The sequence below is a fragment of the Mesorhizobium sp. CNPSo 4670 genome (genome assembly GCF_057784235.1).
Window position 1 is genome coordinate 127,748 of sequence record NZ_JBWJFQ010000008.1, and the last position, 13,298, is coordinate 141,045.

Below are 13,298 nucleotides of genomic sequence, written 5' to 3' on the forward strand. Positions count from 1 at the left end.
ACTCTACGATTGCTGCTCGCCGCGCTCGACCAGAAAGCGATGACCGCCTGACACCGCCGCCGTTTCGACGAGATGGTGGCCGCTGTCGGAACAGAATGCCGGGATGTCAATGACGGCCAGCGGGTCGGTGGTTTCGAGCCAGAGCCGGCTGCCTGGCTGCATTCCGGCCAGCCGTTTCTTTGCTTTCAGCACAGGCAAAGGGCAGTTCAGCCCCTTGAGATCGTAGACGCTCGCAGGCTTGGCAAGCTTGTTTTCAAGCATGTCGTTGTCCCAAAACCGCTACGCACCTTTCGGTGACATGCATTGGCGAAAAGCCTCAACCGCCGAACATGCCGAGCAGCTTGTTCTTCAGTCTGGTGACCCTGCTCTCGTCGGCGCTCGCCGCCTGCGTTTCAGCTTCAGGCGCGGCCTCCATGGGGGCTGCGATTGTGGCGGTGGCTACTGGCGCTTCCTTGGCGGCCTTGGCCGCCTCTTTCTGGGCCTTGGCGGCTTCCTTCTCGGCCAGGGCCTGCGCCTTGGCGGCTTCCTTGGCTTGCCTGGCTGCCTCTATGGCGGCAAGCCTCTGCTCCTCGGCCTTCTGCTTGGCGGCTTTTTCGGCGTCGAGTGCCGCCATCTTGCGGCCGGCAGGCGAATCGATGCGGCCCATGCGCGCCGTCTCGGTCACCGAGCCATCGGTGTTGAGCGACGGCGGATCGATCGGCACACGCTCGCCGCGCGCCCGGCGCTTGGACCAGTCGGAGACGATGCTGGCTTCCTTGACGCCGGCTATGGTCGGCTTCGGCGGCGGCGCGCTGGCCTTGAGCGCGCCGTTGAACGCCGCGTCATAGGTGCTCTGATAGGCGTTGTAGGCGCTCTTCAAGGAATCCGGTTGTGTGGTCGCCGGGCAGGTGCCGGTCGGATCAAATGTCTGGCCGTCGGCGGCGACCTGGTTGAAGACATAGCGCTTCTCGCAGACGTCGACCTTCGGCGGCACCTTGGTGACCTCGAAATTGTCGTAGCCAACCTTCAGCATCTTCCAGAACTCATAGTTCGGGTCGTTGCGGTAGCGCGCCATGTTGGCGGCGGTCATGCGGAACGGAAAAGCCTGGATCTGGAATTCGGTCTGGCCGCCCTGGAAGGCATCGCGGCCAAAGGCGTAGATCTGCTCGATCTGCGCATCGGTCATCGAATAGCAGCCCGACGACGAGCAGGCGCCGTGCACCATCAGATTGGCGCCGGTGCGGCCATTGGCCCGGTCATAGGCATTGGGAAAGCCGATGTTGAAGGACAGATGGTAGTTCGAGCGCGGGTTCATCTGCGACGGGCGCACCGTGTAGAAGCCTTCCGGCGCCTGGCGGTCGCCTTCGGTGTATTTCGGCCCGAGCTTGCCCGACCATTTGCAGATGTCGTAGCTCGCCACCATGTCGTAGCGGCCGTTGGTCTTGGCCTTCCAGATTTCGAGCTTGCCCTCTTCCTTGAAGATGCGGGCCATCACCGACGAGGTGCGGACCATGCCCTTGGCCCTCATGTCGGCGAGGATCTTGTCGGGCAGCGGCTTGTTGGCCTCCGGGGCAAAATCCTTCATCGACGAATCGTTGCAGCCGGCAACGCCGAGGGCAGCGATCAGGATTCCAGTGCGGGCAAGCTTGGCGAACATGGCTGCGGATATCGTCTTTTCTCTGGCGCCAGGGCAATTCATGCCAAGGCTACTGCACTGAACGTGTACGGACACTAAGCCCGTTAACCTTGAAAATTCCTTACCGCAAGTGTCGACGCGTCCCCCTGCGGCAGTCTCATTGAGCCGAATGCAGCGGCATTTTTGTGGCAAAAATGCTCCGCGCCGCCACATTGCGGCGGGGGGCGGGGCCTTGGTTTAGAGACTGCGGCCCATTGCCAGGTATTTTTCGCGACGCTGCTCGCGGAAGTCGGTGTTGGCGCCGGAAAAATCCTTCATCGTCTTGGCGATGAGGTCGCCCGTCGCGGCAATCACGGTTTCGGCGCCACGATGCGCGCCGCCGAGCGGCTCGGGGATGATGGCGTCGATGATCTTGAGCTCCAGAAGATCCTGCGCGGTGATCTTCATGTTGGTCGCCGCGTCCTTCGATCGTGTCGTGTCGCGCCACAGGATCGAGGCGGCGCCCTCCGGCGAGATCACCGAGTAGATGGCGTGTTCGAGCATGTAGACGCGGTTGGCGGTGGCGATCGCGATGGCGCCGCCCGAGCCACCTTCGCCGATGACCACCGAGATCGACGGCACTTTCAGGCCAAGGCAGGCCGAGGTCGAACGGGCAATCGCTTCCGCCTGGCCGCGCTCCTCCGCGCCGACGCCGGGATAGGCGCCGGCGGTGTCGACCAGCGTCAGCAGCGGGATATTGAAGCGGTCGGCGAGTTCCATCAGCCGCACTGCCTTGCGATAGCCTTCCGGCCGCACCGAGCCGAAATTATGCTTCAGCCGGCTGGTCGTGTCGGAGCCCTTTTCCTGGCCAATGATGGCCACCGGCTCGCCGCGGAAGCGGGCGAAACCGCCGACGATCGCCTGGTCCTCCCCGAAATTGCGGTCACCGGCCAGCGGCGTGAAATCGTTGAACAGGCCCTTGATGTAATCGACGCAGTGCGGCCGGTCGGGATGGCGCGCCACCTGCACTTTCTGCCACGGCGTCAGCGCCTTGTAGGCATCGCGCAGCGCATCGCGGGAGCGCTTCTCGAGACGGCTGATCTCGTCGCCGACATCGACCGCCTCGCCACTCTCGGCAAGCTTCTTCAGCTCGAGGATCTTGCCCTCGAGATCCTGCACCGGCTTTTCGAAATCGAGGTAATTGTACATGCGTGAGCGGACCGATACGTCGGAAGGCGAAGACTGGCAGAACCCTGAAATCCAAGGCTCCGGGCGGTGGAATGTCGTCCTCACATAGCGATATGAGGCCTAGTCGGCAAGCGGATGATGATCGTTGACCAGCCGCACCAGCCGCTCTTCCAGCACATGGGTGTAAATCTGTGTCGTCGATATGTCGGCATGGCCGAGCAACTGCTGCACGGCCCTGAGATCGGCGCCGTTCTGCAGGAGATGGCTGGCGAAAGCATGGCGCAGCACGTGCGGCGAGATCTTCGCAGAGGCGATGCCGGCCCTTGCCGCCAGCCCTTTCAGGTCGCGCGCAAAGACCTGGCGCGAGAGATAGCCGCTGTCCGAGGCGGCGGGAAACAGAAACGGACTGTCGGCGAAGGCAGGCACCTTGGCGCGGGCGGCAAGCCAGCTCCGCATCGCCGTGCGGGCCTTGGCCGATAGCGGCACCATGCGCTCCTTGTCGCCCTTGCCGCGCACCATGAAGAAGCGGTCGTCGCGCTGCGCCACCGTCACCGGCAGGCCGACCAACTCGGAAACGCGCAGGCCGGTGGCATAGAGCACCTCGACCAGCGCATGCAGGCGCAGTGCCGCCAGCCAATCGCTGTCGCTTGGCGCCGCATTGTTGCCGAGCCTGGGATCGCCGGCCTCAAGCGCTGCGCGGTCGATCAGCCGGCCGGTGTCGGCCTCGCTCATCGTCTTCGGCAGCGGGCGGCCTTTTTTCGGGCTGTCCAGCGTCCCGGTCGGGTCATCCGCGCGCAGGCCCTCGGCGTAGAGGAACTTGAAGAACTGGCGGATCGCCGACAGTTTGCGCGCCTGCGACGTCGGCGCGAAGCCGCGCGCGGCGATATCGTCGAGATAGGCGCGGATATCGGCGGCGGCGGCACCGGCAAGCCCGCCATCGATCGCGTCCGAAGCGTCTTCGAGGTCGCGGCGATAGGAGGACAGCGTGTTTTCGGCGGCACCCCGCTCGGCGCTCATCATTTCCAGGAAGGCTTCGATGCGGGCGGCGCTGTTCATTCGGGTTTTCTTGGCGGGCTTTTTATCGGCAGGATCAGCTTTTCTTGGGATTGAGCTTTTCGGGAGGGATGCGCACGGTCATTTCGGCCTTCCTGGGCTCGACGAACATCACCAGCGCGAACATCGTACCATAGGCAATGCCGGCCAGAATCGCGAGGATCACGACAAAGCGAAACAGTGTCGGCATCAATATTCGCCCGTCTTCTTGTTCTGCGTTTCCAAACCTGCGCCCTTATGGGACGCCAATCCGCCCAATTCAAGGAAGAAGCTGATGTCTGTTAGCAACTTCTGATGATGCACGGCCAGCCCATATCAGGCTCAGGGCTGCTCGCCACGCTTGACGAAAACGGGCTTTTCATGTCGATACGCCGGCAAAGGGGGCACTCGAAGCATCAGATGAACGCGCTGCCATCAAATCCTCCAGACGAGAACCACGCCGCGCTGCTTGGGCGGCTGGGCAGCCGTTCTGTCGTCTTTGTCGGGTTGATGGGCGCCGGCAAGACGGCGATTGGCCGCAAGGTGGCGGCAATGCTGGCGCTGCCCTTCATCGACAGCGACCAGGAGATCGAAAGCGTCTCGCGCATGACCGTTCCGGAGCTGTTCGAGCGCTATGGCGAGACCGAGTTCAGGGCCCTGGAGCAACGCGTCATCCTGCGCGTGCTGGAGAACGGCCCGCAGGTGCTGTCGACCGGCGGCGGCGCCTTCATGAACGCCCACACGCGTGATGCCATCGCCGGCCATGGCGTGTCGGTGTGGCTGAAGGCCGAGCTCGACCTTTTGATGGAGCGCGTCTCGAAGAAGCAGAACCGGCCGCTCCTGAAAAGCGCCGACCCCCGCGCCGTGCTGGAGCGGCTCATGCAGGAGCGTTACCCCGTCTACGCGACATCGGACGTCACCGTGCCGACCCGCGACGACCGCAAGGAGGTCATCGCGGCCGAGGTGGTGGATGCGCTTTGCCGGCATTTCGGAATTGATGAGACTGTCCCTACAGACGAGGTGCGATCGTGAGCGCGGATCAGCCGGTCACCGTCGAAGTCGGCCTTGGCGACCGGGCCTATGACATCCTGATCGGCTCCGGTCTGCTGTCGCGCGCCGGTGAGGAGATTTCGCGCCGCCTGCCTGGTACACGCGCCGCGGTCATCACCGATGCCAATGTCGCGGCAGTGCATCTCGATGCACTGAAGAAGGGTCTCGAAAAGAACGACATCCAGCCCACTATCATCACGCTACCGCCCGGCGAGAAGACCAAGAGCTTCGCCCATCTCGACGAGGTGGTCGACGGCGTGCTGGCCGCCCGACTGGAACGCGGCGACATCGTCATCGCCTTTGGCGGCGGCGTCATCGGCGACCTTGCCGGCTTTGCCGCCGGTATCGTGCGCCGCGGCATGAATTTCGTGCAGATCCCGACCTCGCTGCTGGCTCAGGTCGATTCCTCGGTCGGCGGCAAGACAGGCATCAACAGTGCGCGCGGCAAGAACCTGGTCGGTGTTTTCCATCAGCCGAAGCTGGTGCTGGCCGATACCGAGGTGCTCGACACGCTGCCGATCCGCGAATTCCGCGCCGGCTATGCCGAGCTTGCCAAATATGGGCTCATCGACCGGCCGGGGTTTTTCGCCTGGCTGGAAGAGAACTGGTCCCAAGTGTTCGCCGGCGGGCCGGAGAGGGCGCAGGCCATTGCCGAGGCCTGCCGCGCCAAGGCCGATGTGGTTGCCCGTGACGAGTTCGAGACCGGCGACCGTGCGCTGCTCAATCTCGGCCACACGTTCGGCCACGCGCTGGAAGCCGCCACCCAGTATGACGGAACCCGGCTCGTCCATGGCGAGGGTGTCGCCATCGGCATGGCGCTGGCGCATCGGTTCTCATCTCGGCTCAACCTCGCCAGCCCCGACGATGCGGCACGCGTCGAGGCGCATCTGCGCGCCGTCGGGCTGCCGTGGCGGATGGCCGACATTCCGGGTGATTTGCCCGATGCCGAGGCGCTGCTTTCCTTTATCGCCCAGGACAAGAAGGTGTCGCGCGGCGCGCTGACCTTCATCCTGACGCGCGGCATCGGCCAGGCCTTTATCGCCAAGGATGTGCCGGCTTCGGAAGTGCTGTCGTTCCTGAAGGAGAGCCATCCGGGCGAGCAGGAAAGCCGGCCGGGCCAGCAGAAGATGCGGCCGAGATGACCAACGAGACCGGCTGGATCGTCGTCGCTGTCCTTGCCGTCCTTATCCTGCTGGCTGTTGCCTTGCGTACGCGCCTGCTTGCCGCTTTCGGCTATGAACTGTCGCGCATCGGGCCGCAGCGCTCGAGTGAGGCCGAGTTGCGCGGCGCGGTCGACGATTTCCGGCGCGACGGCCAGGTGGTGCGCGAGGATCGCGATCGCGTCGGCGGCCTGTTCGATCTTGCCGAACTCGAAGTGTCCGACATCATGGTCCACCGCACCAACATGCGCTCGGTCAATGCCGACAATGCGCCGGAAGCGGTGGTGCGCGAGATCCTGCAGAGCCCGCACACCCGCATGCCGCTGTGGAAGGGGTCGCTCGACAACATCGTCGGCGTGCTGCATGCCAAGGACCTGCTGCGGGCGCTCAACGACGTCGGCAACGACTTTTCCAAGATCGATGTGATGAAGATCGCCTCGAAACCGTGGTTCGTGCCCGACACCACGACCTTGCAGGAACAGCTCAATGCCTTCCTGCGCCGCAAGGCGCATTTTGCCGTCGTCGTCGACGAATATGGCGAGGTCGAAGGGCTGGTGACGCTGGAGGACATCATCGAGGAGATCGTCGGCGAGATCGCCGACGAGCACGATGTCGACATCCAGGGCGTCAAGCAGGAGGCCGACGGTTCGGTCGTCGTCGACGGCACGGTGCCGATCCGCGACCTGAACCGGGCGCTCGACTGGAACCTGCCGGATGAGGAGGCCACCACCATTGCCGGTCTCGTCATTCACGAGACGCAGTCTATCCCCGAGGAAAAACAGGCTTTCACGTTCCATGGCAAACGCTTCGTCGTGATGAAGCGCGACAAGAACCGGATCGCAAGGTTGAGAATACGGCCAGCCGGCGACGCTTAGAGCAGTTCACCGTTTCACGGAAACGGCCAATGGCTCTAACTCCTTGTTTCGACGCAATTCGGGACGGAAAACCGTTCCACACTTTTCCTGGAATTGCTCTAGGGCGTGTCGCGTTGAACGAATTCAGGCGACTTACTTCAAGCCGCTGTTTTGATGCATGTCCCCAAGACCGGCGCGCACTTTTTGGCGCCGTGAGAACCAGCGGATCTACGGAGCCTTATTCTGTGATCTGGCTCGTCGAGCGTTCGTGGATCGTCGCCCCCGTTTGAGCGTCGACGGCGGCCAAGCTGACCTCATAACCCCAAAGCCTGCGGATGTGACGAAGCGTGGCGTCGCGGCTGGCATCCTCGAGAAGGACGCCGTCATTGACCTTGTGCTGCAGTCGCAAATGCCGGTCGCCGAGCAGATCGACATCCATCACCTGGATGTCCGGTCGGTTCGCACCGACGTCGTAGCTGTGGGCGAGCGCGGCGCGTATCTTGTCATAGCCGCGCTCGTTGTGAATCGAGGCGACCTGGCAATGCGGTTGGTCGGCAACGTCGCCGAGCACAAAGAACCGCCATTTTCGGATCAAAGTCGGACTGAGGTACTGGCGGATAAAGGATTCGTCGCGGTGATCCGCCCAGGCGTCGAGCAGGATCTCGCGCCAGTTGCCGTGGCCGGCGATGTCGGGAAACCAGTCCCGGTCCTCGGCCGTCGGCTTTGTCGACATGCGCTGGATGTCCTGCATCATGTCGAGGCCGAGAGCGTAGGGGTTGATGCCGGAAAAGCGCGGATCGTCGAATCCCGGCTGGAAGACCACGTTGGAATGATTGCGCAGGATTTCGAGCATGGCGCCTTCGCTGATCAGGCCGCGATCGAACAGCATGTTCATCAGCGTATAGTGCACGAAAGTGGCGCAGCCCTCGTTCATCACCTGTGTCTGCCCCTGCGGATAAAAATACTGTGCTATGACACGAACGATCCGGATGATCTCCCGCTGCCAAGGCTCCAGGACCAGGCTGTTCTTTTCCAGGAAATAAAGCAGGTTTTCCTCGGGCAGGTTGAGCGATTTCTTCCGCTCCGGCTCTTGCTCCTTATCGCTGATCCTTTGCTGAGAAGGCGGCAGCGTGCGCCACAAATCGTTATAGGAGCGCTCCTCGTATTCGAGGCGCTCGCGAAGCCCTTCGCGCTGCCGCTCCGACGACAGCTTCGGCGGCCGGTGATAGCGGAACACGCCCTGCGCCATCAGCGCGTGGGCGGAATCGAGAACGGCCTCGACGGCGGTGAGGCCGTGCCGCTCCTCGCAACGGGCAATGTAGCCTTTGGCGAAGTCCAGGTAGCCGAGGATCGCGCCGGCGTCCGTCCACTGCTTGAACAACTGATTGTTCTTAAAGAAATGGTTGTGCCCGAGCGCAGCATGGGCCGTCACCAAGGCCTGCAGGGCCATGGTGTTTTCCTCCATCAGATAGACGATGCAGGGATTGGAATTAATGACCAGTTCATAGGCAAGCCCTCGCCCGCCTTTGCGATAGAGCAGATCCTGGTAGAGGAAATGTTTGCCGAAAGACCAGTGACGGTACATCAGCGGCATGCCGACCGACGAATAGGCGTCGAGCATCTGTTGGGAGGAGATGATCTCCATCTGCACGGGGTAGGTATCGAGATGAAGCTCTTCGACCGCGATTGCCTCGATCGCGTCATAGGCCCGCGACAATGTCTTGAAATCCCAGTCGGATCCTGAAAAAAGCAGGCTGGATTTACTGGCTTGTCTGGCCATCGTACCCCTCACGCTCTCTTAAGGGGAGCCGGCTGTCTGCCGAAGAGGTGGCGAAAGACCGGGTAGATATCGGCGGGCGTGGCGATGCGGCTCATCTGGAAGTTCGGCCATCTCAGGTCGATTTCGCTGTAGGCACGCCATAGCGATGTCCCGTTTTCGGTTGTGCGGAAGATATGGGCCTCACGCTCGTCGATGATCTCCACATAGGCAAAATACTGGCACAGCCGCATGAGCTTGCCGTTGAGCAAGGCTTTGCATCGCTCGGAATCGCCGGCGAAATTGTCGCCGTCCGAGGCCTGGGCGGCATAGATGTTCCATTCGCGGGCCGGGTAACGTTCTTCAATAATGCGATGCATTTCCTCCAGCGCGGTGGAAACGACAGTGCCGCCGCTTTGCGTGTTGTAAAAGAATGTGTCCTCATCGACCTCCTGGGCCAGGTGCGTGTGGCGGATGAAGACGATCTCGATGCGGTCGTAGCGCCGTTTCAAGAACAGGTGCAGCAGCACGAAGAAGCGCTTGGCCAGATCCTTTTCGCGCTCGCCCATCGAGCCGGACACATCCATCAGGCAGAACATGACGGCGTTGGCGTTCGGCACAGGCTGGGGATCGAAGCGGTTGAAGCGGATGTCGACCGGATCGACATAGGCAATTCGCCGGCGGCGGCGTTCCAGCCGGTCGAGATCCTCGCGCAATGCCGCAATGCGCTGGCTTGCCGCTGCGCTGGATGTCACCAACTCAAGCGTAGCGATTTCCTGGAGGACCGCGTCCAACTCCGCCTGCTTGGGACGCCTCAGCGCAATTCGGCGGCCATGGCTGTTGCGCATCGTGCGCCCAACATTGATGTTGGTCGGTGAACCGGTAGCGGCGAAACCAGCCCGGCGCGGTTTGAAGGCAAGGATTTCCTTGAGGTTGAGCTTGACCATGTCCGGAAGTTCGAGATCCTCGAAAAAAAGATCGAGCACCTCTTCGCGTGACAGCACGAAACGAAAGTCGTCTTCAGACGCCGTGTTTCCCGGGGACGACGCTCCCCCGCCGCCACCCTGGCCGGGCTTGGGGATCAGGTCTCCAGGGGAGAAATGCTTGTTGCCCGGCAGGATGTGCTGGCGCCTGCCGCTGTTGCGGGCGTTGTTGAAGCTCGGCTCGCCTGTGCCTCTTTCGGGCATAGGCACGGTGTGCTCGGCATCCGCGTCGGCGATCCTGCCAGCGCGGATCTGATCTCGTATGCTCCGCTTTAGTTCCTCGCGGGCACGCTTGAGGAAGCGCTGGCGATTGCCGAGGCTCTTGTCCTTCGGATTCAGGCGACGGTCGATGAAGATCGGCATGGACCCATCGGGCTCCCTCAGCCCGCCTTGTTCACCCGCATGTACCAGTCCACCAGGCGACGCACCTGCCGCTGGGTGTAGCCGCGCTCGACCATGCGTTGAACGAATTCGTTGTGCCGTTTTTCCGTAACGCTGTCCTGCTTGGAGCCGAAGCTGATGACCGGCAAGAGGTCCTCGACCTGACCGAACATCCGCTTCTCGATGACCTCGCGGAGCTTTTCATAACTCGTCCATGACGGGTTGCGGTCGTGGTTCCTTGCGCGCGCGCGCAACGTGAACTTCACCACCTCGTTGCGGAAGTCCTTGGGGTTGGCGATGCCGGCCGGCTTTTCGACCTGCGACAGTTCGTTTTCCAAAACCTCGCGTTTCAAGATCTGGCCGGTGTCGGGGTCCTTGTAGTCCTGATCCTCGATCCAGGCATCGGCATAGGCGATGTAACGGTCGAAAAGGTTCTGGCCGTATTCGCTATAGGATTCGAGATAGGCTTTCTGGATCTCGTGGCCGATGAACTCGGCATACCGCGTGGCGATCTCCGACTTGATGAAATCAAGATAGGCTGCTTCCGATTCCTTGGGAAACTGCTCGCGCTTGATCGCCTCTTCCAGAATGTACATCAGGTGCACAGGATCGGCAGCCACTTCCTTGGTGTCGTAGTTGAAGGTCTGCGACAGGATCTTAAAGGCGAAGCGCGTGCTGACGCCCCTCATGCCCTCATCGACCCCGGCGGCATCGCGATATTCCTGAACCGACTTCGCCTTGGGGTCGACGTCCTTCAGGTTCTCGCCGTCATAGGCACGCATCTTGGTGTAGAGCGGCGAGTTGTCATGCTCGGCCAGGCGGGTCGAGACGGTGAACCGGCTGAGAATGTCCAGCACCTCGGGCGCGCACGGGCTGGCGGCCAATTCGCTCTCCCGCAGCAGCTTTTCGTAGATCTGCCTCTCTTCGGTGATCCGCAGACAATAAGGCACCTTGACCACGAGGATGCGGTCCAGAAAGGCCTCATTGTTCTTGTTGTTCTTGAACTGCTGCCACTCCGACTCGTTGGAATGGGCCACGATGATCCCCTGGTAGGGAAAGGCGCCGAAATTTTCGGTGCCGTTGTAGCTGCCCTCCTGGGTGGCGGTCAGCAGCGGATGCAGGACCTTGATGGGCGCCTTGAACATTTCCACGAATTCAAGCAGGCCCTGGGTGGTCCGGTTCAGTCCGCCGCTATAGGAATAGGCGTCCGGATCGGACTGGCTGAAATTTTCCAATAGCCGGATGTCGACCTTGCCGACCAGGGCCGAAACGTCCTGATTGTTCTCGTCGCCGGGCTCGGTCTTGGCGATGCCGATCTGGCGCAACCGCGAAGGCATCAGCTTGACCACGCTGAACTTGGAAATGTCGCCCGAGAGTTCGTCGAGGCGTTTGGCCGCCCATGGCGAGATGAGCCCGTTCAGCCGGCGTCGGGCTATGCCGTATTTGTCCTGCAGCAGGTCGCCCATGCGATCGGGATGGAAGAGGCCAAGCGGCGATTCGAAAACCGGGCTGACCTGGTTGCCGACCTTCAACGTGTAGATCGGGCGCTGCTCCATCAATTTCTTCAGCCGTTCGGCAAGGGAGGATTTGCCGCCGCCAACCGGGCCCAGGAGATAAAGGATCTGCTTGCGCTCCTCGAGCCCCTGGGAAGCATAGCGAAAATAGCCAGCGATGCGTTCGATCGTGTCCTCCATTCCGTAGAAGTCGGAGAAGGAGGGATAGATCTTGACGGTGCGGTTCGAGAAAATCCGGCCGAGCCGTTCGTCCTTGCTGGTGTCAACCAGGTTCGGCTCGCCGATAGCCTCGACCATCCGTTCAGGCGCCGAGGCATACATCGATCTGTCCTCTCGGCAGGCAAGGAGATATTGCTGGAGGCTGATTTCTTCCTGGGCCGCGTTCGCATAAATCTCCGAAAACAGATCGAAGACGTCGGATTGATTCTCGCGCATGATACTCTGCCCTCAGAGCCGTTTTGGCTGCCTTCCGGCTCATCATATATTCAACTGCCGGAATGCATTGTGGTTCCCTTCACATGAAGGAGAGCGAGTGCATCTGGCATTGAAACCCGGGCACCACCCATGTGGCTAAAATGCTTGCCCAAATACTTAGGTGGTGATGGCCAGATGAGACCGTCAAGGGGCAGATATTGATTTCATGAACTTAACTGCAAGACAGTGCATGTGACACGGCCTGATGCTGCGACAACTGCGACCCGACGCGAGGTCGGCGAATCCAGTTGATCCGGCCCCCTCGACAGCGGATGGAGCCCCTAAAGCCCGAGTGCCATTCAAGATTCGGATCGATGATCGATCACCGAGCCAGGCCTGCGGTATTACCAATCCTTAACTGGACGCTCATTGCGCCCGCGGGCACTGTTGGCCCACACGGTCGGGAGACCATGATGATCGATCGACGAAGCCTCATTCTGGCCTCCGTGGCGGCGATGCTGCCATTGGGAGCATCGGCCGCGCGGCGCCCGCGCCAACCCGCGCCAAAAACCTTCGATTACGGCCCGGCCAAGCTCGACATCTATGCGCCTGAGGGTGCAACCGGCCTGCCGGTCGTCTTTTTCGTCCATGGCGGCACCTGGCAGTTCGGCAAACGCAGCCAGGTCAACGCCAAGCCGGCCTTCCTGCTCGCCAATGGGTTCTGCTTCGTCTCCATCGACTATCGCATGTTGCCCGAGGCCGACGTCGCCGCCCAGGCCGGCGACGTCGAAAAGGCCTATGCCTATGTGCGCGCCAACATCGCGCAGCATGGCGGCGATCCCGATCGCATTGTCGGCATGGGCCACTCGGCCGGCTGCCATCTGATTGCGCTGACCGGCATGCGCGGTGGCCTGCCTGGCGTCGCGGCACTCATCCTCGACGATACCAGGGCCTATGATCTTGACGCGCTTTCCAGCAATGGCGGCATGGTCAGGGCCTATGCCCGCGTCTTTTCCGAACCCACGCAATGGGCCGCGCTGTCGCCCGCCAGCTATGTCGACGGCCGCAAGCATCCGCCGACCTTCATCGCCTATTCGCGCGCCGCGGACCGGGGCGAGGCCTCGAAGGCCTTTGCCGCGCGCCTGCGTGCCACCGGCACCAAGGTCACTGTGTTCGACGGCAGCGCCTATACGCATATGTCGATCAATCGCGATTTCGGCGAGGATGGCGACGCGCTGACCGCCGCGGCGCTGGCGTTCCTGAAATCGTCCGTCAACTGACCCCGACGAGGCACAGGCATCGGAGGGACTGGATCAGATCAAAAGTGCTGGCGGGATATTGCTGCGCGGGCGTTTGCCGGTGCAACTGCTCT

The 13,298-nt window shown here is 61.9% G+C and carries 12 protein-coding genes; 4 read left to right on the top strand and 8 right to left on the bottom strand.

Annotation, left to right across the window (positions count from 1 at the left end):
• Window positions 1-3: 3 nt before the first annotated feature.
• The 5 genes from AC0ZT5_RS15685 to AC0ZT5_RS15705 form a co-directional block, all read right to left on the bottom strand.
• Window positions 4-261: a sulfurtransferase TusA family protein gene (locus AC0ZT5_RS15685; protein ID WP_477290039.1), complete on the bottom strand. Its 258-nt coding sequence runs from the start codon at window positions 259-261 to the stop codon at window positions 4-6.
• Window positions 262-316: 55 nt separating this feature from the next.
• A complete protein-coding gene (locus AC0ZT5_RS15690; RefSeq protein WP_488497166.1) occupies window positions 317-1,636 on the bottom strand; it encodes a L,D-transpeptidase family protein in 1,320 nt (439 codons plus the stop codon).
• A 216-nt stretch (window positions 1,637-1,852) separates the two neighbouring features.
• Window positions 1,853-2,803, bottom strand: coding sequence for an acetyl-CoA carboxylase carboxyltransferase subunit alpha (locus AC0ZT5_RS15695; RefSeq protein ID WP_457154042.1), 951 nt, complete (start codon window positions 2,801-2,803; stop codon window positions 1,853-1,855).
• A 99-nt stretch (window positions 2,804-2,902) separates the two neighbouring features.
• On the bottom strand, window positions 2,903-3,838 hold the full coding sequence (locus AC0ZT5_RS15700; protein WP_488497167.1) for a site-specific tyrosine recombinase XerD: 936 nt from the start codon (window positions 3,836-3,838) through the stop codon (window positions 2,903-2,905).
• Between the two features lie 34 nt (window positions 3,839-3,872).
• On the bottom strand, window positions 3,873-4,025 hold the full coding sequence (locus tag AC0ZT5_RS15705) for a histidine kinase (protein ID WP_184876125.1): 153 nt from the start codon (window positions 4,023-4,025) through the stop codon (window positions 3,873-3,875).
• A 209-nt stretch (window positions 4,026-4,234) separates the two neighbouring features.
• Here AC0ZT5_RS15705 and AC0ZT5_RS15710 point away from each other — a divergent pair, with 209 nt between their 5' ends.
• Genes AC0ZT5_RS15710 through AC0ZT5_RS15720 form a run of 3 tightly spaced genes read left to right on the top strand, consistent with a single transcriptional unit; the run spans window position 4,235 to window position 6,899 of the window.
• Window positions 4,235-4,846: a shikimate kinase gene (locus AC0ZT5_RS15710; protein WP_477290034.1), complete on the top strand. Its 612-nt coding sequence runs from the start codon at window positions 4,235-4,237 to the stop codon at window positions 4,844-4,846.
• A complete protein-coding gene (gene aroB, locus AC0ZT5_RS15715) occupies window positions 4,843-6,006 on the top strand; it encodes a 3-dehydroquinate synthase (protein ID WP_488497168.1) in 1,164 nt (387 codons plus the stop codon). The genes AC0ZT5_RS15710 and aroB overlap by 4 nt, the downstream gene beginning before the upstream one ends.
• Window positions 6,003-6,899: an HlyC/CorC family transporter gene (locus tag AC0ZT5_RS15720; protein WP_488497169.1), complete on the top strand. Its 897-nt coding sequence runs from the start codon at window positions 6,003-6,005 to the stop codon at window positions 6,897-6,899. The genes aroB and AC0ZT5_RS15720 overlap by 4 nt, the downstream gene beginning before the upstream one ends.
• Window positions 6,900-7,116: 217 nt before the next feature.
• Here AC0ZT5_RS15720 and AC0ZT5_RS15725 read toward each other — a convergent pair whose 3' ends face one another.
• The 3 genes from AC0ZT5_RS15725 to AC0ZT5_RS15735 are packed head-to-tail and all read right to left on the bottom strand — an operon-like array spanning window position 7,117 to window position 11,947.
• Window positions 7,117-8,658: a SpoVR family protein gene (locus AC0ZT5_RS15725; RefSeq protein ID WP_488497170.1), complete on the bottom strand. Its 1,542-nt coding sequence runs from the start codon at window positions 8,656-8,658 to the stop codon at window positions 7,117-7,119.
• Window positions 8,659-8,666: 8 nt separating this feature from the next.
• The gene (locus tag AC0ZT5_RS15730) at window positions 8,667-9,980 is read right to left on the bottom strand and encodes a YeaH/YhbH family protein (RefSeq protein WP_488497171.1); all 1,314 of its coding nucleotides are present in this window, start codon (window positions 9,978-9,980) and stop codon (window positions 8,667-8,669) included.
• A gap of 17 nt (window positions 9,981-9,997) precedes the next feature.
• Window positions 9,998-11,947: a PrkA family serine protein kinase gene (locus AC0ZT5_RS15735; protein WP_095084916.1), complete on the bottom strand. Its 1,950-nt coding sequence runs from the start codon at window positions 11,945-11,947 to the stop codon at window positions 9,998-10,000.
• A gap of 452 nt (window positions 11,948-12,399) precedes the next feature.
• Here AC0ZT5_RS15735 and AC0ZT5_RS15740 point away from each other — a divergent pair, with 452 nt between their 5' ends.
• Window positions 12,400-13,206, top strand: coding sequence for an alpha/beta hydrolase (locus AC0ZT5_RS15740; RefSeq protein ID WP_488497172.1), 807 nt, complete (start codon window positions 12,400-12,402; stop codon window positions 13,204-13,206).
• The last annotated feature ends 92 nt before the right edge of the window (window positions 13,207-13,298 follow it).